General features: G+C 65.4%; 16 protein-coding genes. 6 read left to right on the forward strand and 10 right to left on the reverse strand.

What is annotated here, in order from left to right:
• Nucleotides 1-107: 107 nt before the first annotated feature.
• The 5 genes from K359_RS0131740 to K359_RS0131760 form a co-directional block, all read right to left on the reverse strand.
• Nucleotides 108-836, reverse strand: a complete 729-nt coding sequence (locus tag K359_RS0131740) for an ABC transporter ATP-binding protein (RefSeq protein WP_029082926.1) — start codon at nucleotides 834-836, stop codon at nucleotides 108-110.
• Nucleotides 829-1,596: an ABC transporter ATP-binding protein gene (locus K359_RS0131745; RefSeq protein ID WP_029082927.1), complete on the reverse strand. Its 768-nt coding sequence runs from the start codon at nucleotides 1,594-1,596 to the stop codon at nucleotides 829-831. The genes K359_RS0131740 and K359_RS0131745 overlap by 8 nt, the downstream gene beginning before the upstream one ends.
• 4 nt (nucleotides 1,597-1,600) lie before the next feature.
• Nucleotides 1,601-2,548: a branched-chain amino acid ABC transporter permease gene (locus K359_RS0131750; protein WP_198031207.1), complete on the reverse strand. Its 948-nt coding sequence runs from the start codon at nucleotides 2,546-2,548 to the stop codon at nucleotides 1,601-1,603.
• On the reverse strand, nucleotides 2,545-3,462 hold the full coding sequence (locus K359_RS0131755) for a branched-chain amino acid ABC transporter permease (RefSeq protein WP_029082929.1): 918 nt from the start codon (nucleotides 3,460-3,462) through the stop codon (nucleotides 2,545-2,547). The genes K359_RS0131750 and K359_RS0131755 overlap by 4 nt, the downstream gene beginning before the upstream one ends.
• Before the next feature lie 316 nt (nucleotides 3,463-3,778).
• Nucleotides 3,779-4,951 carry an ABC transporter substrate-binding protein gene (locus K359_RS0131760; RefSeq protein WP_029082930.1) on the reverse strand — a complete coding sequence of 391 codons (1,173 nt, stop codon included), beginning with the start codon at nucleotides 4,949-4,951 and terminating at the stop codon, nucleotides 3,779-3,781.
• 389 nt (nucleotides 4,952-5,340) lie between these two features.
• Between K359_RS0131760 and K359_RS0131765 the strand changes: the two genes are divergently transcribed.
• Nucleotides 5,341-5,880 (forward strand): DUF805 domain-containing protein, encoded by a 540-nt coding sequence (locus K359_RS0131765; RefSeq protein WP_051346517.1) that lies wholly within the window; start codon nucleotides 5,341-5,343, stop codon nucleotides 5,878-5,880.
• A 177-nt stretch (nucleotides 5,881-6,057) separates the two neighbouring features.
• Here the strand turns inward: K359_RS0131765 and K359_RS0131770 are convergent, their stop codons facing one another.
• Nucleotides 6,058-6,954, reverse strand: a complete 897-nt coding sequence (locus K359_RS0131770) for a sigma-70 family RNA polymerase sigma factor (protein WP_029082932.1) — start codon at nucleotides 6,952-6,954, stop codon at nucleotides 6,058-6,060.
• 29 nt (nucleotides 6,955-6,983) lie between these two features.
• Nucleotides 6,984-7,292, reverse strand: a complete 309-nt coding sequence (locus tag K359_RS0131775; protein ID WP_029082933.1) for a hypothetical protein — start codon at nucleotides 7,290-7,292, stop codon at nucleotides 6,984-6,986.
• A gap of 182 nt (nucleotides 7,293-7,474) precedes the next feature.
• Between K359_RS0131775 and K359_RS0131780 the strand changes: the two genes are divergently transcribed.
• From K359_RS0131780 to K359_RS0131790, 3 genes are all read left to right on the forward strand, one after another.
• On the forward strand, nucleotides 7,475-8,881 hold the full coding sequence (locus K359_RS0131780; protein ID WP_029082934.1) for an MFS transporter: 1,407 nt from the start codon (nucleotides 7,475-7,477) through the stop codon (nucleotides 8,879-8,881).
• 114 nt (nucleotides 8,882-8,995) lie between these two features.
• Nucleotides 8,996-10,270 carry an NAD(P)/FAD-dependent oxidoreductase gene (locus K359_RS0131785; protein ID WP_029082935.1) on the forward strand — a complete coding sequence of 425 codons (1,275 nt, stop codon included), beginning with the start codon at nucleotides 8,996-8,998 and terminating at the stop codon, nucleotides 10,268-10,270.
• Between the two features lie 238 nt (nucleotides 10,271-10,508).
• Complete coding sequence (locus tag K359_RS0131790; protein ID WP_035977475.1) at nucleotides 10,509-12,173, forward strand: tannase/feruloyl esterase family alpha/beta hydrolase; 1,665 nt, start codon at nucleotides 10,509-10,511, stop codon at nucleotides 12,171-12,173.
• 19 nt (nucleotides 12,174-12,192) lie between these two features.
• On the opposite strand, the gene K359_RS0131795 is transcribed toward K359_RS0131790, so the two are convergent.
• Nucleotides 12,193-13,143, reverse strand: coding sequence for a helix-turn-helix domain-containing protein (locus K359_RS0131795; RefSeq protein WP_029082937.1), 951 nt, complete (start codon nucleotides 13,141-13,143; stop codon nucleotides 12,193-12,195).
• 149 nt (nucleotides 13,144-13,292) lie between these two features.
• Between K359_RS0131795 and K359_RS0131800 the strand changes: the two genes are divergently transcribed.
• Nucleotides 13,293-13,958, forward strand: a complete 666-nt coding sequence (locus K359_RS0131800) for an isochorismatase family protein (protein ID WP_029082938.1) — start codon at nucleotides 13,293-13,295, stop codon at nucleotides 13,956-13,958.
• 151 nt (nucleotides 13,959-14,109) lie between these two features.
• Here K359_RS0131800 and K359_RS0131805 read toward each other — a convergent pair whose 3' ends face one another.
• Both K359_RS0131805 and K359_RS0131810 read right to left on the reverse strand, forming a co-directional pair.
• Entirely contained in the window at nucleotides 14,110-15,336 is a 1,227-nt protein-coding gene (locus K359_RS0131805) for an ABC transporter substrate-binding protein (protein ID WP_035977477.1), read from the reverse strand.
• 53 nt (nucleotides 15,337-15,389) lie between these two features.
• Nucleotides 15,390-16,592, reverse strand: coding sequence for a cytochrome P450 (locus tag K359_RS0131810; RefSeq protein WP_029082940.1), 1,203 nt, complete (start codon nucleotides 16,590-16,592; stop codon nucleotides 15,390-15,392).
• 82 nt (nucleotides 16,593-16,674) lie between these two features.
• Between K359_RS0131810 and K359_RS0131815 the strand changes: the two genes are divergently transcribed.
• On the forward strand, nucleotides 16,675-17,199 hold the full coding sequence (locus K359_RS0131815) for a MarR family winged helix-turn-helix transcriptional regulator (protein ID WP_029082941.1): 525 nt from the start codon (nucleotides 16,675-16,677) through the stop codon (nucleotides 17,197-17,199).
• Nucleotides 17,200-17,452: the final 253 nt, after the last annotated feature.

Here is a 17,452-nt window from a genome sequence, read left to right on the forward strand (position 1 = left end):
CGTAGCGCGTCTCGAAGGATGCACGGCCACCAGCCGGGCCATCGATCCTTCGAGACGCCTGCTACGCAGGCTCCTCAGGATGACGGCTATACGGCAATGCTTGCTGCTCAAATCCCCAAATACTTGTGCTGCAGCTCCGGCTCGGCGATCAGCTGCTCGCTGGTCCCGCTCCACACCGCCTTGCCGCGCTCGATGATGTAGTGGCGGTCGGCGATGCGGGCGAGGTTTCCGACGTTCTTGTCGATCACGAGCACCGACTGCCCGCGTCCCTTCAGCATCGACAGGCAGCTCCAGATCTCGCCGCGGATCAGGGGCGCAAGGCCTTCGGTGGCCTCGTCGAGGATCAGGAGTTTTGGGTTGGTCATCAGCGCGCGGCCGATCGCGAGCATCTGCTGCTCGCCGCCGGACAGCGTGACGCCCATATTGCCTGTGCGTTCGGCGAGCCGCGGAAACAGCGCATGGATCTTGTCGATGGTCCAGGGATTGGAGGCGCCGAACCGGTTGCCCGAGGCGGCGACGAGATTTTCGCGCACCGTCAGGTTCGGAAAGATCTGGCGTCCCTCGGGCACCAGGCCGATGCCGAGCTTTGCGATCTTGTAGGACGCCAGGCCGCGCACCGCCTCGCCGGCGAAGCGGATCGCGCCCGATCGCGCTGGCGTCAGGCCCATGATCGAGCGGATGGTCGTGGTCTTGCCCATGCCATTGCGGCCCATCAGCGCGACCATCTCGCCCGATCTGATCTGCAGCGACAGGCCGAACAGCACCTGGCTCAACCCGTAGCAGGTCTCGATTCCATCGACTTCGAGCAGGGTTTCAGCGGTTTTGATATCAGCCATGGCCTGTCACCGCATGCTGTTCGCCGAGATAGGCGCGCTTGACCTCTTCATGCTTGCGGATCGCATCCGGCACGTCGCAGGCGATGACGCGGCCATAGACCAGTACCGTGATACGGTCGGCCAGCGCGAACACCGCCTCCATGTCGTGCTCGACCAGCACGATGGTCACTTCCTTGCGCAGCTCTTTCAGCAGCGCAACCATCCGCGCGGATTCGGTGACGCCGAGCCCGGCCATCGGCTCGTCGAGCAGCAACAGCTGCGGCTTGGTGGCGAGCGCGACCGCGAGCTCGAGCTCGCGCTGCTCGCCATGGCTCAATTGCGACACCAGCACATCGGCACGCTTACCGAGGCCGACGCGCTCCAGCGCCGCGCGCGCGGCGTCGCGCAGACGCCGCTCCTTGCGCGCATTGCCCCAGAAGCGGAAGGAGTGGCCGTCGTGCGCCTGCGCCGCCAGCGCGACATTGTCGATCGCCGAGAAATCCTTCAGCAGCGATGTGATCTGGAACGAGCGCGCCAGCCCGAGCCGGCTGCGCTTATAGGACGGCAGGCCCGTGACATCGCGGCCGGCGAAGCGGATGGTGCCGGAGTTCGGCATCACCTGCCCGGTGAGCTGGCTGATCAGCGTGGTCTTGCCGGCGCCGTTGGGGCCGATGATGGCGTGCAGTTCGCCCGGCACCACCTCCATCGAGAGGTTGTCGGTCGCGGTGATGCCGCCGTAGCGACGGACCAGATTTTCGACGCGGAGCAGGGGCTCAGCCAGGGAATCAGGCACGGCGCATCCTCCCGAGCAGGCCCATGATGCCGCCGCGCGCGAACAGCACGATCAACAGCAGCACCGGACCGAGGATCAGTCCCGAATATTCGGTGACCTGCGACAGCAGCTCCTCGAGCAGGAGATAGACGATCGCGCCGATCACAGGGCCGAACAGGGAGCCCATGCCGCCCAGGATCACCATCACCATGAGGTCGCCGGAGCGGGTCCAGTACATCACGGCGGGGCTGACGAAGTCGGTGTTGTTGGCAAGCAGCGCACCGGCAAGGCCGCAGATGGTGCCCGCGATCACGAAGCAGACCAGGCGATAGCGGTTGGCATGGAAGCCGATCGCCTGCATGCGCTGCTCGTTGGAGCGGACGCCCTGCACCACGAGACCGAAGCGCGAATTGACGATGCGCCAGATCAGATAGAGGCCGCCGAACAGGCAGGCCAGGCAGAGGTAATAGAACTGGGTGCGGTTCGAGAGGTCGATCAGGCCGGCGAAATCGCTGCGCTTGTAGACGGTGAGGCCGTCGTCGCCGCCGTAACGCGACAGGCCGGAGGTGATGTAATAGGCCATCTGCGCAAAGGCGAGCGTGATCATGATGAAGTAGACGCCGCGGGTGCGCAGGCTCAGCGCGCCGATCACCAACGCGAACAGCGCCGAGACCGCGAGCGCCACCGGCCACTGGATGAAGCCGGAGCCGATGCCTTCAGTGGCGAGGATGCCGACGGCATAACCGCCGATGCCGAGATAGGCGGCGTGGCCAAAGCTCATCATGCCGCCATAGCCCATGATCAGGTTCAGGCTGGCGGCGGCCAGCGCGAAGATCACGATGCGGGTGAAGAGCGTCAGGATGAAGATGTTGCCGGTCACCGCCGAATAGACCGGCAGCAAGACCAGGGCAGCGCAGAGCAGCGCCGCGACGGAATTGGAGGCGTTGAGCTTGGGCATCATCGTTTGGCCGCCGGGAACAGCCCTTCAGGCCGCAGCACGAGGATGATGGCCATCAAGAGATAGATCAGCATCGAGGACAACGCCGGCGCCGCGGTGGAGGCCGCAGCCCCGCTCAAGACCTTGCGCAGCAGGTCGGGCAGGAAGGCTCGGCCCATCGTGTCGATGATGCCGACGAACACCGCGGCCATGAACGCGCCGCGGATCGAGCCGATGCCGCCGATCACGATGATGACGAAAGCGAGGATCAGGATGTTCTCGCCCATGCCAATCTGCACGGTGAGGATCGGCGCCTGCATCAGCCCGGCGAGCCCGGCGAGCGCGGCGCCAAGGCCGAACACCAACGTGAACAGCAGCTTGATGTTGATGCCGAGCGCCCCGATCATCTCGCGGTTGGAGGCGCCGGCGCGGATCAGCATGCCGACGCGGGTGCGCATCACGACGAGATAGAGCAATGCTGCGACCGCCAGCGCGACCACGATGATCATCAGCCGGTAGGCCGGATAGTACACGCCGGGAATGATCTGCACCGGAACGGTGAGCCAGACCGGCAGCGGCAGCGCGAGACCGGCCGGGCCCCAGATCAGCCGGACGGCATCGTTGAAGAACAGGATCAGGCCGAATGTCGCCAGCACCTGGTCGAGATGGTCGCGGCCGTAGAGATGCCTCAGCGCGGCATATTCGAGCGCGATGCCGAGCAGCAGCGTGGCGCCCAGCGCCATCAGCGCGCCAAGAACAAAACTGCCGGTCCAGGCCACGAAGGTCGCCGCGAAATAGGCGCCCATCATGTAGAGCGAGCCGTGCGCCAGATTGACGAAGTCCATGATGCCGAACACCAGCGTCAGTCCGGCTGCCAGCAGGAACAGCAGCAGGCCGAATTGCAGGCCGTTCAGCAGTTGTTCGACGACGAGGTACATGGATCCTTCATATCGGGCTGAAACAAAACAGCGGCAGCGCGCATGCGCTGCCGCTTTTACGGCTTGTTGTTCTCCCTCGGCCCCGCTCTTGCGCGGCCGGGACGAGCAAAGCTCGCCCTGAAAGGGTTGGGGTGAGCGGCCATCTCCACGAATCGAACTCGTGGAAGGAGCCCCTCACCCAATCGCTTCGCGCATAGCCGAAGCTTTGCTTCGGCGTTCTTCTTCAAGAACGGCCGCCGGAGGCGGCCTATGCTCTCCCCGCAGGAGCGGGGCGAGGTGAATGAAAAGCAAGGCTCGGGCCAAGATTGCCCAAGAGTTATTTCATCGCGCACTTGTCGTGGAAGCGATCCTGGTCATCCTTGACGATGGTCGCGACCGTCTTCAGCGAGAGCTGGCCGTCGGCGTCCTTGACCACGTCCTGCAGATAGAAGTTCTGGACTGGAATGTGGTTGTTGCCGTACTTGAACAGGCCGCGCACCGATTTGAAGTTCACCTTCTCCATCTCGGCCTTCATCGCGTCTTTCTTCGTCAGGTCGCCCTTCACCGCGACCACGGCGCTGTTGATGAGGTTGGCAGCGTCATAGGATTGCGCGCCGTAGAACGTCGGGCGCAGGCCCGGATACTTCTTGCGGTAGTCGGCGACGAACTTCTTGTTCTCCTCGTTGGGCAGATCGTTGACCCATTGCTGCGCGCCGGGAACGCCGAGCGCATTGTCCTTCTGCAGCGGCAGCGACAATTCGTCGATGGTGAAGGCGGTATAGAGCGGGATCTGCTGCTTGATGCCGGCCTGCGCATACTGGTTCAGGAACTGCACGCCGGCCGCGCCCGGATAGAACACGAAGATCGACTCGGCCTTGGAATTCTTCGCCTTGGTGAGTTCGGCGGAGAAATCGAGCTGGCTCGGCCACACCGTATACTCCTCGCCGACCACCTCGCCCTTGAAGGTGCTCTTGACGCCGGCCAGCATGTCCTTGCCCGCGGCGTAGTTCGGGCCGATCAGGAATACCGACTTGACGCCCTTCTGGTTCATGTAGGTGCCGACCGCCTGCGGGGTCTGGTCGTTCTGCCAGGAGGTCGAGAACACGTAGGGCGAACACAGTTCGCCGGCGAGCTGCGACGGACCGGCATTGGCCGAGATCAAAAAGGTCTTGGAATCGACCGCGGTCTTCAGCGACGCCAGCAGCACGTTCGACCAGATGTAGCCGACGATGAAGTCGACCTTGTCGGACTGCACCAGCTTCTCGGTCTTCTGCTTGCCGACATCGGGCTTCTGCTGGTCGTCCTCGTAGATCACCTCGACCGGCTTGCCGTCGATCTTGCGGCCGAGATGGTCGAGCGCGAGTTCGAACGAATTGCGCATGTCGTTGCCGATCACGGCGGTCGGACCGCTGAAGGTCGAGACAAAGCCGATCTTGACGCTGTCAGCCGCCGTCGCGGGCTGCGCGAGCGCCAGTGCCATGGCGCCTGCCAGCCAAAATGCCTTTTTCATATTCACTCCCCTCCTCAACCAAAGATCCCGCCAGGCTCGATCACGAGGGCCCGGGGGTCACGCTATACGCGCGTCGTTCTGTGACGTGTTTTGTGCGCGATATCGCAAGTCTGCAGCAAGCATGAACCGACGGCACCCTATTAGAACCTTCGGCGCATACCCGAGCACTGTGCATCATAATTCGTCTAAACCGGGCAAAGCAAGAAATATAATGCCGGTTGCGTAGGCAACGATTGTCGCACCCCGCTCCCTCCGGAGACCGCCGCCGCACTGCAGCAGGCTTTAAGGATTCGGTAAAGCGCTCGGAAACCACGTCCCGGGAAGCCGTCCCGGACTTCATGCTCTCGAAAGCATCGCCGGACGAGGCTCGGTCCAAAGGGACGCGTCGCATGTTGTTGAACTACATTTTCGGCTTCAACGCCCGGCTCGGCCGGCTGGCCTATTTCTTCTTCAGCTTCGTGGTCGGCTGCGGCTACCTGATGCTGGTGTTCGGCATCACCGGCAATGCACCGGCGAGCGGCCGGACGGATGTGCTGCTGGCGCAAGCCGCCAACAGCATGCCGCTGTTGATCGGCTTCTATGTCGTGCTTGCCATGACCTTCATGCTGCAATCGATGCGTATCCGCGACATCGGATGGGACCCGGTCTGCGTGATGGTGGGTTGGATCGCGCTCGTCGTGATCGACCGGGTCGTCGCCGGAAAATATCCGGAATATGCGCTGACCTACCAGCACACCGGCACGACGGTCGGCACGCTCGTCAACCTTGCGCTGATGCTGGCCCTGACGTTCTGGCCCGGCGAACGCCTCGGCGAAGCGCCACATGAGACGGGCGATGACGGCTTCTCAAGCAGGGGCAGCACCCCGGCCGCAGCCGGCAACCGCGTTGCGCGTATCGCCAGCGGCGAGTTCGGCGGCAAGACGCGGTAGCGGCCGTCGTCCCTGCGAAGGCAGGGACCCATAACCACAGGATTGGATTGTTGAAGAGCGCTGAGGCCCCAGCGTGCAAGAACGATTGTCATTCGTGGTTATGGGTCCCGGCTCGGAGGCCGGGACGACGCTGAGTTTGTGGCGCGATCATTGCGCAACGCGCGGAGCGCCGACCGGTCACCCTTTATCCACCACCCATTCGGCGCCATCGATCGCATAGTCCGCATGCCGAAAATCCCTGATCGTCGCAACCTTGTCGGCCGACCAGTCGAGCAGCATGAACGAGCGCGGCGGCGCGCCTCGTGCGTCCGGGTCGAACACCAGGATCGCGGGGCGTCCCTCGACCTGTCCGGTCACCAGGTGCCAATCGTGGATCTTCGAATAATTGCCGAAGTAGCGCGACACCTCGGCCTTGCCGTTGAGCCGTGTCCGATTGACGAGCTCGAGCCTGACGTCATCGGCGATCATGGCGCGGATGGCGTCGAAGTCGCGGGCGTTGAAGCGGCCGACATAGGCATTCAGCCTGTTGCGATCGGCCGGCGACAGGCCGGGCCGCGGCGCGTCGTCGGGCTCGCGGGCGAAATCCCGCAACTGCGTCCGTCCGCGGTGTAGCGCCGCCTTCACCGCGGGCAGGCTGAAATCCATGATGCCGCAGACCTCCTGCAACGAGCAACCGAGCACGTCCATCAGGATCACGCTGGAGCGCTGCGCCACCGGCAGACGCATGAAAGTGCGCAGGCTCGCCGCTGCGATCTCGCGGCGGCTGACATCATCGAGCTCTCCGGCCATCATGTCCACCTCCTCCGGCGCGTGGAGCGCGTCCTGGCGATTGCGCCGCCTGAGGAAATCGAGCGCGGTGTTGTGCGCGATCCGGAACAGCCAGGCTTCCACGTTCTGGATTGGCGCTGCGGACGCAAAGGCCTCCACCGCCTTGATCAGCGCGTCCTGCAGCACATCCTCGCCATCGATGACCGATCCGACCATACGGGCGCAGTAGCGATGCAGCCTGGGCCGCATCGCCGCCAGCAGCGCGTCGACCTCGGTCGCTTCAGGCGCTTGGGGTGGTGACGTCATGATGGCTCCGCCAAGTCGGTTCACTCGGTTCACGGCTCATCCAGCATACGATAATTGCCGACAATCACGGCACTGCGAACCAGCGGCGGCTCGGCGCAACGATCGCGGATGCCGTCCTGGAAGACCTGGAACGCCGCGAGCTTCGGGATCGGGCTCGAGCCGTCGTCGGCCGCGGTCTCGACCATGTGGATGAAGGTATCGTCCTCCAGCCGCAAGGTCAGATAGCGCACGCCATCCGGCTTTGCCGCCTTCAGCTCGGCGAACACCGCCGAAACCAGCTCGGCATTCTTCTCGGCCATCTCCGGCTTCGCCTTGTACCTGATCAGGGTCCGTCTCATCGCAACCTCCTTGGCTCGATCTCTGCGGCCGGAACAGGCCGCGTCAGACCCAAGGACGTTTGCCGACCGCCAAAGGATGCGGTCCGTCAAAAGTTATTTTCGGCCGCATCCTTTGCCGGCCCCGGTTCGTCCTGGCCTGCGAAGCGCGCCGCAACCTTGCCGCACGCCAACGGAGAACGACCATGCAGACCCCTCGAGAGCGCGCCGAACAGCGCTGGGTGCTCGGCCTCACCGCGCTGGCATCCTTCATGATGGCGCTGGACGCCATGATCATGACCACGGCCTTCGCGACCATCCGCGCCGATTTCGGCAGTCCGGTGGAGACGCTGCAATGGACCGTCAACGCCTTCAACCTGACCTTCGCGGTGCTGCTGTTGACCGGCGCCGCGCTCGGCGACCGCTTCGGGCGCCGGAAAATGTTCGCGGCCGGGATCGGCCTGTTCGTGGTGGCATCGGTGGCCTGCGCGCTGGCCGGCAACGCCGCGGCACTGATCGCCGCCCGCGCCCTGCAGGGCGCAGGCGCAGCGCTGGTGATGCCGCTGGCGATGGCGATCCTCAGCGGCGCCTTCGGCCGGGAGGAACGCGCCCGCGCGCTCGGCATTTTCAGCGGCGTCACCGGATGCGCGCTGATCATCGGCCCCGCGATCGGCGGCTTCATCACCGAGCATCTCGGCTGGCGCTGGATCTTCTGGATCAACCTGCCGATCGGCCTGGTCGCGATTACCCTCGTGCTGGCGCGCCTGCGCGAAAGTTTTGGACCGGCAGCGCCGCTCGACGTCGCGGGACTGTCGCTGGTCGCGCTCGCCGCGCTGGCATTGGTCTGGGGCCTGTTGCGCGGCAACAGCGTCGGCTGGGCCAGCGCGGAGGTGACCGGCGCGCTGATCGCCGGCGCCGCGCTGGCTGTGATGTTCGTGTTGTGGGAGCTGCGTGCGACGAACCCGATGGTGCCGATGCGGCTGTTCGCGGCAAGACCGTTCGCCTCCGGCATGGCCGCAAGCGTGCTGTTCTATGCCGCGATGTACGGCGTGCTGTTCCTGCTGCCGCAGTTCCTGCAGATCGCGCTCGGCTTCGACGCCTTCGGCGCCGGGCTGCGGCTATTGCCGTGGACGGCGACGCTGTTCGTCACGGCACCGATCGCCGGCGCCGCCGTCAACCGGTTCGGCGAGCGCTCGCTGGTCGTCACCGGTCTGCTAATGCAGGCGATCGGGCTCGGCTGGATCAGCGAGATCGTGGGCCCGTCGGTGTCCTATTCCGCGCTGGTTGCGCCGCTGGTGCTCGCTGGCGTCGGCGTCTCGATGGCGATGCCGGCTGCGCAGAACGCGGTGCTGAGCGCGGTTGCCGTCAGCGAGATGGGCAAGGCGTCTGGTATCTTCAACATGGGCCGCTTCCTCGGCGGCATGTTCGGCATCGCGGCGCTGGTGGCGAGCCTCGTAGCCAATGGCGCCGCCGATTCATCCGGACATTTCACCAGCGGATTTGCTCCCGCGATGAGCCTTGCAGCAACGCTGTCGTTTGCTGGCGCTGTCGCGGGACTATTCCTGCCGATGCGGCGACGAGCCGTCGCAGCAGCCGCGCCGCAGGATGCATGACGTTGCAACGATTGGGTTTCGCTATCGGGCGATCGGGCATTTCGTGTTGGAATGAGGCTGCGAATGACTACATAATCAAATGACGAAGCCGTTCGGAACCGAGAGCGACATCTCATGACGCAAGCGCCGGCCAAACCTCATCGCGTGGTGATCGTCGGCGCCGGCTTCGGCGGGTTGGAATCCGCCTTCGGTCTCTCCGGCGCGCCGGTCGAGATCACGCTGATCGACCGCCGCAACCACCATCTGTTCCAGCCGCTGCTCTATCAGGTCGCGACCGCATCGCTTGCGACCAGCGAGATCGCCTGGCCGATCCGCTATCTCTTGCGCGACCGGCCCGAGGTGACGACGCTGTTTGCCAATGTCTGCGGCGTCGATGCGGCCGGAAAGCAGGTGCAGCTCGATGACGGCGGCAGCATTCCCTACGACACGCTGATCCTCGCCACCGGCGCGCGCCACGCCTATTTCGGGCATGACGAATGGGAGCCGTTCGCGCCCGGCCTGAAGACGCTGGAGGACGCCACCACGCTCAGGCGGCGCATTCTGGTTGCGTTCGAGCGCGCCGAGCGCGAGACCGATCCGGACGCGCGCGCGGCGCTGCTCACCTTCGTCGTGGTCGGCGCGGGCCCGACCGGCGTCGAGATGGCCGGCACCATCGCCGACCTCGCCAAGGACACGCTGCCGCGCGACTTCCGCCACATCGACACGCGGATGGCGCGCGTGGTGCTGATCGAGGCCGGCCCGCGCGTGCTGGCCGGTTTCCCGGACGATCTCTCGGCCTATGCGCAGCGCGCGCTGCAGAGCCTCGGCGTCGAGGTGGTGCTCGGCGAAGCGGTCACCGAATGCGCGGCCGACGGCGTGGTCTATGGCGGCAAGAAGCTCGCGGCGCGCACCATCGTCTGGGCCGCCGGCGTGCGCGCCTCGCGCGCCGCCGAATGGCTGAACGCGCCGGCCGATCGCGCGCACCGGTTGCAGGTCGAGCCGGATCTCACCGTGCCCGGCCATCCCGATATCTTCGCCGTCGGCGACACCGTCACCATCAAGGGCCCGGACGGCAATCCGGTGCCCGGCATCGCGCCGGCCGCAAAGCAGGAAGGACGCTACGCCGCAGCCCTGATCAAGGCGCGGCTGAAGGGCGAAACGCTGCCGCCGTTCCATTACAAGCATGCCGGCAGCCTCGCCCAGATCGGCAAGCGGCTCGCCGTGATCGACTTCGGCAAGATCAAGCTGCGCGGCGCGCTCGCGTGGTGGATCTGGGGCATCGCCCACATCTACTTCCTGATCGGCCTGCGCAACCGCCTCAGCGTCGCGCTGAGCTGGCTCTGGGTCCACGCCCGCAACCAGCGCGCCGCGCGGCTGATCACCCAAGGCAGCAGCAAGGTCGCGCAGTAGGCATTGCTCCGCGCAGCCCCTGCGCACCGTCGCCCTGAGGTGGCCGCCTCTTCGGCGGCCCTCGAAGGGTCGACGGCCGAGCTGGTGGCCGTGCATCCTTCGAGGCTCGCTTCGCGAGCACCTCCAGCGACAAAGGCGGAGCCTTTGCGCGGGGATGACGGAACTGCTTGCAACCATTGTGCACCGACCCCTCGCGTGAAATACTTGCCACGGCAACAATTATTGCGGGGAGGAAACAATGCAGATCGATGCGCGCGCATGGGCGCTTGCGGCTTCGCTTGCCACGCTGACGTCATTCGCAGGCGACGCGGCGGCGGCGCAGATGCTCGCCGATCCCGTGGCCACCTGTAGCGGACTTGCCGGCCCCGCCGATGGCACGATCAAGGTCGATAGCGCAATGCTCCAGGCGCCGTCGCCGCTCGCGGTTGCCGAGAAGGGACCGACACCATCCGGCCGCGTCGTCCCGGCCAATCCCGCCTTCTGCAAGGTGCTCGCCCATATCGATCCCGCCGATCCCACGGCACCGCCGATCAAGTTCGAGGTCAACTTGCCGGTGGAGTGGAACGGCCGCTCGCTGCAGTATGGCGGCGGCGGCTTCAACGGCGTGCTGATCAGCGGCCTTGGCCTGCCGCCGGCCTATCCGTTCGACAAATCCTCGCCGCTGGCACTCGGCTTCGCGACCGTCGGCACCGATTCCGGCCACGAGTCGAAGCCCGGCGAGCCGCCCCAGCTGTTCGCGCTCAACGACGAGGCGTTCGAGAATTTTTCGCACAAGGCCTACAAGAAAGTGCGCGACGCAGCGCGGACGCTTGTTGTGCGCGCCTACGGCAAACCGCCGGCGAAGACGTATTTCATGGGATCGTCCGAAGGCGGCCGCGAGGCGCTGACCATGGCGCAGCGCTACCCCGACGATTTCGACGGCATTTTCGCGCGCGTGCCCGTGATCAACTGGGTGGGGCTGCAGCATGCCGGCACCCGCTCGGGCCTTGTCACGATGGGCGACGGCTGGATCCGCCCGGCCCAGGTGAAGCTGGTGGCAGATGCCGTGCTGAAGGCCTGCGACAGACAGGACGGCTCCGACGACGCGCTGGTGCAGGACCCGGTCGGCTGCAAGGCCGCGTTCAAGCCGGCCTCGCTGGCATGCGCGGCGGGCCAGAGCGGCGACGACTGTCTGACCGACAAGCAGATCGCGGCGATCGACACGCTGCATGCGACCTACAAATTTTCGTTCCCGCTCGCCAACGGGCTCGACGACTATCCGGGCTGGGGCGTGTCCGGCGAGAACACACCGGCATTCGGCCCGACCGGCGGATGGAAGGCGTGGTGGCTCGGCACCACGGCGCCGGCGCAACCGCCCGCGCCCACCAACGGCATCGCCTGGATCTACGGCGCCGGCGGAATCCAGTATGTCTTCGCGCGCGATCCAAAACTCGACGTCACGACCTACAGGCCGGAGGACTACAAGGATCGCGTGCGGCAGGTCTCCGCGCTGATGGATTCAACCGATACGGATCTCAGCCGCTTCCACACCCATGGCGGCAAGCTCGTGATCCTCGAGCACATGGCCGATTATGCGCAAAGCCCTTATGCCGGCATCCGCTATTTCGAGACTGTCGAGAAGACGCTCGGCAAGGAGAAGACGGCGGAGTTTGCGCGGCTCTACACCGCGCCCGGCGTCGACCATGTCGGCTCCGGCGCGCCGGCGAATGTCGACATGCTGGCGGTGCTGGTCGACTGGGTCGAGAACGGCAAGACGCCCGCCGATCTGGAAGTGACGGAGCAGAAAGTGCAGGCGCCGGGTTTCGAGACGTTGCGCGCGCTGCCGCTGTGCCGCTGGCCGGCCTGGCCGCACCACAAGACTGGACCGGTGATCGCGGCGTCGAGTTTCTCCTGCGCGCCGTGACGAAAGGTCGATCCGCGCGTCACCCCATCACCTGATGGGGCGACCGGCCGAACGCGGCCTTGAAGGCGCGGCTGAAATGCGAGACGTCGCTGAAGCCGAAACTCAACGCGACATCGGTGACGTGGCTGAAGCGTCGTTCGGCCAGCGCCCGGTAGGCGCCGGCGAGACGCTGCTGCCAGAGCCAGCGGATCGGCGTCGTACCCTCGCGCGCGACCAGGCGATTGAGCGTGCGCGGCGCCATATGCTGCGCCTTGGCGATCGCATCGAGATCGAGCTCGGAATCGTCGAGATTGGCGAGAATGTAGCCCTTGACCCGCGCCAGCCGTTCGTCGCCGTGCCGCGGCATGTCATCCGTCAGCTCGGTTTGCAGCGTCGTTGCGAAAATGTCGAGCGCCGAGGCGCCGAGCCGTACCGCAGCCGGTCCCGCCGCATCATCGAGCCGCGTCAACCGGCCGATCAGCGATCCCGCCAGCGCTCCCACTTTCGAATCGTTGCCGACCCGCCGTGCGGTCAGGCGCTGCGCATCCGGCAGGCGCGCGAGCAGCAGCGGCCGCGGGATCGACACCATGATCGAACGCGCGCTCGGGGCGAATTCGAGCGTGAACGGCTGCGCCTGGTCATGGAGCATGAGATCGCCGCGGCGCATCTGCACCTCGCGCCCGCCCTGTGTAAAGCCGACCTCGCCGCGCAACGTGAGCCAAAGCATGAAATAGTCGCGCGGGTCCCGGCGGACGTCGCTCGCGCTGCGCACCACCCGGATCCGGTCGGCCGCCGGGGTCGACGACCAGATGTCGTTGATCGCAAGCGGGCCAAAATTGCGGATCGAGATCGACGCGGCAAACGCCTCGTCGGCGACCCGGCGGCATTCGGTCAACGAGAACTCGCGGCAGGTGACGTGATGCCAGCGGTCGAAACTGTCACCTGGCGCGACAAGCGTTTGCGCGACGACTGTGTGATCTGGGGTCTGCATCGGACCTTGCTCCCACCCAACCCGGCAGCGGGATATTCTGCGTCCGCCGCCCGGTTCTGGCAAGCACAGGCCAGCGATTGGCCGGCGCAGCCAAGAACGGCTGCCGCGGGGGATGTAGAAATATCTCCCTTTAGAAGAGGAGACACCACATGGGCTACCAATGCGACATCATCGATCCCGCCCGAACCGTCATGATCGTTGTCGACATGCAGAACGATTTCGTGGCCGAGGGCGCCAAGCTGCGTTCCGCGCAAGCGGCCGCCATGGTGCCCCGGCTGGCGCAAACGCTGAAGGCCTGTCGCGACAAGGGCATCCGCGTCATCTACACCGCGCATGTGCATCGCCGCGACGGCAGCGACATGGGGCTCTATGACGATCTCTATTCGCCCATCGCCGACCGGTCGTCGCTGGTCGATGGCACCGCGGGCGTCGAGATCTTCAATGACCTCGCACCCGCGCCGAGCGAGCACGTCATCAAGAAGCACCGCTACAGCGCGTTCTTCGCCACCGACCTCGACCTCATCCTGCGCGAATGGGGCATCACGACGGTCATCATTTCAGGGACGACGACCGAGAACTGCTGCCACGCCACCGCGCGGGACGCCATGTTCCACAATTACAAGGTGGTCTTCCTGTCGGATGCGACGGGCACGTTCGACTATCCGGATGTCGGCCAGGGCGCTCTGTCAGCCGAGCAGGTGCATCGCGCCACGCTGACGATCCTCGCGTTCTCGACAGCGCATGTGATGACGGCGGCCGAGATGCTGGCGCGGGTGAAGGTGACGGACGGTGCAGCGAGCCCGAAGGCGGCGTAGGTCTTCTCCCTCTCCTCGTTCTTACGGGGAGAGGGTCGGGGTGAGGGGCTCCATCCACGATTGCGACTCGTGGAGGGTCCCCCTCACCCGCCGCGCTCTTCGAGCGCGTCATCCTCTCCCCGCAAGCGGGGCGAGGCAAACGGAGCGCGCCTCACTTCACCAGCGAGCAGCCGCCATCGGCCAGCGGGCGGAAGGCCTGGTCGGCAGGGATGGTCGCGATCAGCTTGTAATAGTCGTAAGGGTATTTCGACTCCTCCGGCTTCTTCACCTCGAACAGGTACATCGGGTGGACGACGCGGCCGTCCTGGCGGATCGCGGTCTCGCCGAACAGCTTGTCCATGCCCTTGAAGGTCTTCATCTGCGGCACCACGGCCTTGGCGTCGTCGCTGCCGGTGGCGGCAACCGCGTTGAGGTAGGCGAGCGTCGCGGCATAGACGCCGGCCTGGTTGCCGCTCGGCATCTTGCCGTTCATGCCGGGACGCGCGGCGAAGCGTTTTGCAAACGCGCGGGTGTCGTCATTCATGTCCCAGTAGAAGGCCTCCAGCAGCTGCAGGCCCTGCGCGACCTTCAGGCCCATGCCGTGGACGTCGTTCACGAACAGCAGGAACGCGACCATGGTCTGGCCGCCCTGCTGGATGCCGAACTCGGCCGCCTGCTTCACCGCGTTGATGGTGTCGCCGCCGGCATTGGCGAGCCCGATCACCTTTGCTTTCGAGTTCTGCGCCTGCAGCAGAAAGGACGCGAAGTCCGATGTGCCGAGCGGATGCTTGCTCGATCCCAGGACCTTGCCGCCGTGCTTCTCGATATAGTTCGTCGCTTCAGCTTCAATGCCTTTGCCGAGTGCGTAGTCGACGGTCACAAAATACCAGTCCTTGCCGCCGCGCTGCATCATCGCGGCCGCGGTGGTGTTGCCGGTCGCCCAGGCGTCGTTGACCCATTGAATGGTGTTCGGCGAGCAGGCCTTGCCGGTGAGATCGGAGCTTGCGGTCGACGACGCCAGGAACGTCATCCTGCTATCGCGCAGGATGGTGTTGATGGCGAGGCCGACGGCCGAGTTCGGCACGTCGACAATGGCATCGACGCCTTCGACATCGAGCCATTTGCGCGCGATCGCAGATCCGACGTCGGCCTTGTTCTGGTGATCGGCATAGACGATCTCGACCTTGATGCCCTTAGCCCCGCCGTTGAAATCCTCCGCCGCCATGCGCGCGGCTTCCACCGAGCCCATGCCGTTGGTGTCCTGGAAGATGCCGGAAATGTCGTTGAGCACGCCGACGCGCACCACATCGCCGGAAATCTCCGCGCGTGCGCTGCCTGCGGCGCAGGCCAGTGCCAGCGCAAGTCCAATCCTAAATCGCCCAACTCCGAAGCCCCTCATCCTATCCACTCCCCTGTTTCCTCAACCAACCTTTGCCGGTATTGAGCTTCTCGTCAGGCCGGCGTGATCTCGACCGGCAGGCTGCTGAGCCCGCGCAGTGTGTTGTTGAAAAGGCGCTTTGGCTCGCCTGATATTTCGATCTTGGCGACACGACGCGCGAGCGCCGCCATCATCACTTCGCCTTCGAGGCGGGCGACAAGTTGGCCGACACACATATGGATGCCCGAACCGTAGCCGACATGGCCCGACGTACGACGCGTGATGTCGTAGCTATCGGGCTGTTCCCAGCGGCGCGGATCACGATTGGCCGCAGCCAGGAACATCAGCACCTTCTCGCCTTCGGGGATGCTGGCGCCACTGAGCTCGACGTCGCGGGTCGTGGTGCGGAAGAACGTCTGGACCGGACTTTCGAACCGCACGGCTTCCTCGAAAGCGTTGCGCGCCAGCGTCGGGTCGCCGCGCAGCCTCTCGAACTGGTCGGGGAAGCGGGCAAGGCAGTAGACGGCGGCACCGATGCCGTTGACGGTGGTGTCGAGACCGGCCGATAGCAGCGAGCGCACCAGCAGCGGCGCCTCGGTCGCGGTAATGGCACCGCTATCGACATGGGCGTGGATGCAGGCCCCGATGCCGCCCGGGGTGAGATTGTCGCGCTGACACTGCTCGGCAATATAGGCCTGATGCGGCGCCGAGCGCTCGATCGCCTGCTTGCGGAGCTCGTTCGGCGGCCCGAAGGCGTTGAACACCAGGCTTGCGTAAGGCAGCAGATGCTCGCGGCCCTCCGGCCGCAAGCCCAGCGCATCCGGGAAGATCGACAGCGGATAGGCTTCCGCAAGGTCCTCGATCGCGTCGAAACGGCGCTTCTCCAACAGCACATCGACGCGGGCCTCCGCGGCGGCGGAAAATCGCCCGCGAAGCTGCTTCATCACGGTCGCTGACAGCACCGAGCTCAGCACCGTGCGGGTGCGGGTATGCGCCGGCGGGTCGGCCTCCAGGATCAGGCTCGGCGGCCGCCACGGCTTCTCCTTGGAAAAGTCGCTGAGGCCGACGCCGCGGCTGGAGCAGAAGGTCGCGGGATCGTTCAGGACCGCATGGACCTCGGCATAGCGGGCCACGCCGTAGACGTTCAACTTGTCGAGATAGACCACGGGTGCGGCCTCGCGCAGCCGCTCATGGGTCGGGAACGGATCAGCGAAGAATTCGAGCGCAAACGGATCGACGTCGAGGTGCGGGACGGACGTCCCTGCCGTTGCAGTCATCGGGACCTCCCGAGGTTTGATCTTGTCAACACGGGCCGCATGTCTATTGCTCCCGAGCAGTTTCGCAGCGATGATTTGAGAAATGAGCAGTCAGCCCCTCCCCCGAAAGCCCCGCCGGCCGAGACCGGCCGATCCCGCAGACGCCACCGACGGCCCGCTGCTGGACCTCAATCGCTATGTGCCGGCGTTCATCACCTTCATCGGCAACAAGCTGTCGAACAGCGCCACCGCCTTTTACCAGAAGAACTTTGGCGTCAACGTCACCGAGTGGCGAATCATCTCGCAACTGGCGATCGAGCCGGGGATTCCGGCCTCGCGGATCTGTCAGGTGATCGGCTTCGACAAGGGCCCGGTCAGCCGCAACCTCGCGGCGCTGCAGAAGCGCGGGCTTTTGACGATCCGCACGGCGCCCGACGACGGCCGCACCCATTCGATCACGCTGACCGCGCGCGGCCGCGCCATCCACGACAAGGTGATCGTCGCGGCGCTGGAGCGCGAGCGGCGGCTGCTGTCGTGCCTGAAAAAGGACGAGCGCGAGGTGCTGATCGACCTGTTGCGCCGGTTGCACGAGAATCTCGGCGCCGTGACCGGGCAAAGCACGACCTGACCGTACGGCGGCACCCTGCGCCACCGCGATATTCGCCCGGTCTTCCATGCGTGCCGCTCGCGCGCTGCTGCGCAACATTTTCCTCCCAAACGCGTGGCCGTTGACCGGCCCTGTCCCGATTGGCACGGAAACTCGCACAGCTTAGTTGCCATGGCAACTAAAAATACGAACCCTTGCGGGGCAAGGCTCCGGGGAACCGGTGCGGACGGCTCAAGTGTATGGTCCGCCAGACGTTCCACAAACTCGGTGTCGT

The organism is Bradyrhizobium sp. th-b2, from assembly GCF_000426785.1.
GTDB lineage: Bacteria > Pseudomonadota > Alphaproteobacteria > Rhizobiales > Xanthobacteraceae > Bradyrhizobium > Bradyrhizobium septentrionale.

What these genes read in the sequence shown, in the direction of transcription:
- K359_RS0131740 (WP_029082926.1), bottom strand. Translation starts at nt 836, where the DNA reads ATGGCTGATATCAAAACCGCTGAAACCCTGCTCGAAGTCGATGGAATC.
- K359_RS0131750 (WP_198031207.1), bottom strand. Translation starts at nt 2,548, where the DNA reads ATGATGCCCAAGCTCAACGCCTCCAATTCCGTCGCGGCGCTGCTCTGC.
- K359_RS0131755 (WP_029082929.1), bottom strand. Translation starts at nt 3,462, where the DNA reads ATGTACCTCGTCGTCGAACAACTGCTGAACGGCCTGCAATTCGGCCTG.
- K359_RS0131760 (WP_029082930.1), bottom strand. Translation starts at nt 4,951, where the DNA reads ATGAAAAAGGCATTTTGGCTGGCAGGCGCCATGGCACTGGCGCTCGCG.
- K359_RS0131765 (WP_051346517.1), top strand. Translation starts at nt 5,341, where the DNA reads ATGTTGTTGAACTACATTTTCGGCTTCAACGCCCGGCTCGGCCGGCTG.
- K359_RS0131770 (WP_029082932.1), bottom strand. Translation starts at nt 6,954, where the DNA reads ATGACGTCACCACCCCAAGCGCCTGAAGCGACCGAGGTCGACGCGCTG.
- K359_RS0131775 (WP_029082933.1), bottom strand. Translation starts at nt 7,292, where the DNA reads ATGAGACGGACCCTGATCAGGTACAAGGCGAAGCCGGAGATGGCCGAG.
- K359_RS0131780 (WP_029082934.1), top strand. Translation starts at nt 7,475, where the DNA reads ATGCAGACCCCTCGAGAGCGCGCCGAACAGCGCTGGGTGCTCGGCCTC.
- K359_RS0131785 (WP_029082935.1), top strand. Translation starts at nt 8,996, where the DNA reads ATGACGCAAGCGCCGGCCAAACCTCATCGCGTGGTGATCGTCGGCGCC.
- K359_RS0131790 (WP_035977475.1), top strand. Translation starts at nt 10,509, where the DNA reads ATGCAGATCGATGCGCGCGCATGGGCGCTTGCGGCTTCGCTTGCCACG.
- K359_RS0131795 (WP_029082937.1), bottom strand. Translation starts at nt 13,143, where the DNA reads ATGCAGACCCCAGATCACACAGTCGTCGCGCAAACGCTTGTCGCGCCA.
- K359_RS0131800 (WP_029082938.1), top strand. Translation starts at nt 13,293, where the DNA reads ATGGGCTACCAATGCGACATCATCGATCCCGCCCGAACCGTCATGATC.
- K359_RS0131805 (WP_035977477.1), bottom strand. Translation starts at nt 15,336, where the DNA reads ATGAGGGGCTTCGGAGTTGGGCGATTTAGGATTGGACTTGCGCTGGCA.
- K359_RS0131810 (WP_029082940.1), bottom strand. Translation starts at nt 16,592, where the DNA reads ATGACTGCAACGGCAGGGACGTCCGTCCCGCACCTCGACGTCGATCCG.
- K359_RS0131815 (WP_029082941.1), top strand. Translation starts at nt 16,675, where the DNA reads ATGAGCAGTCAGCCCCTCCCCCGAAAGCCCCGCCGGCCGAGACCGGCC.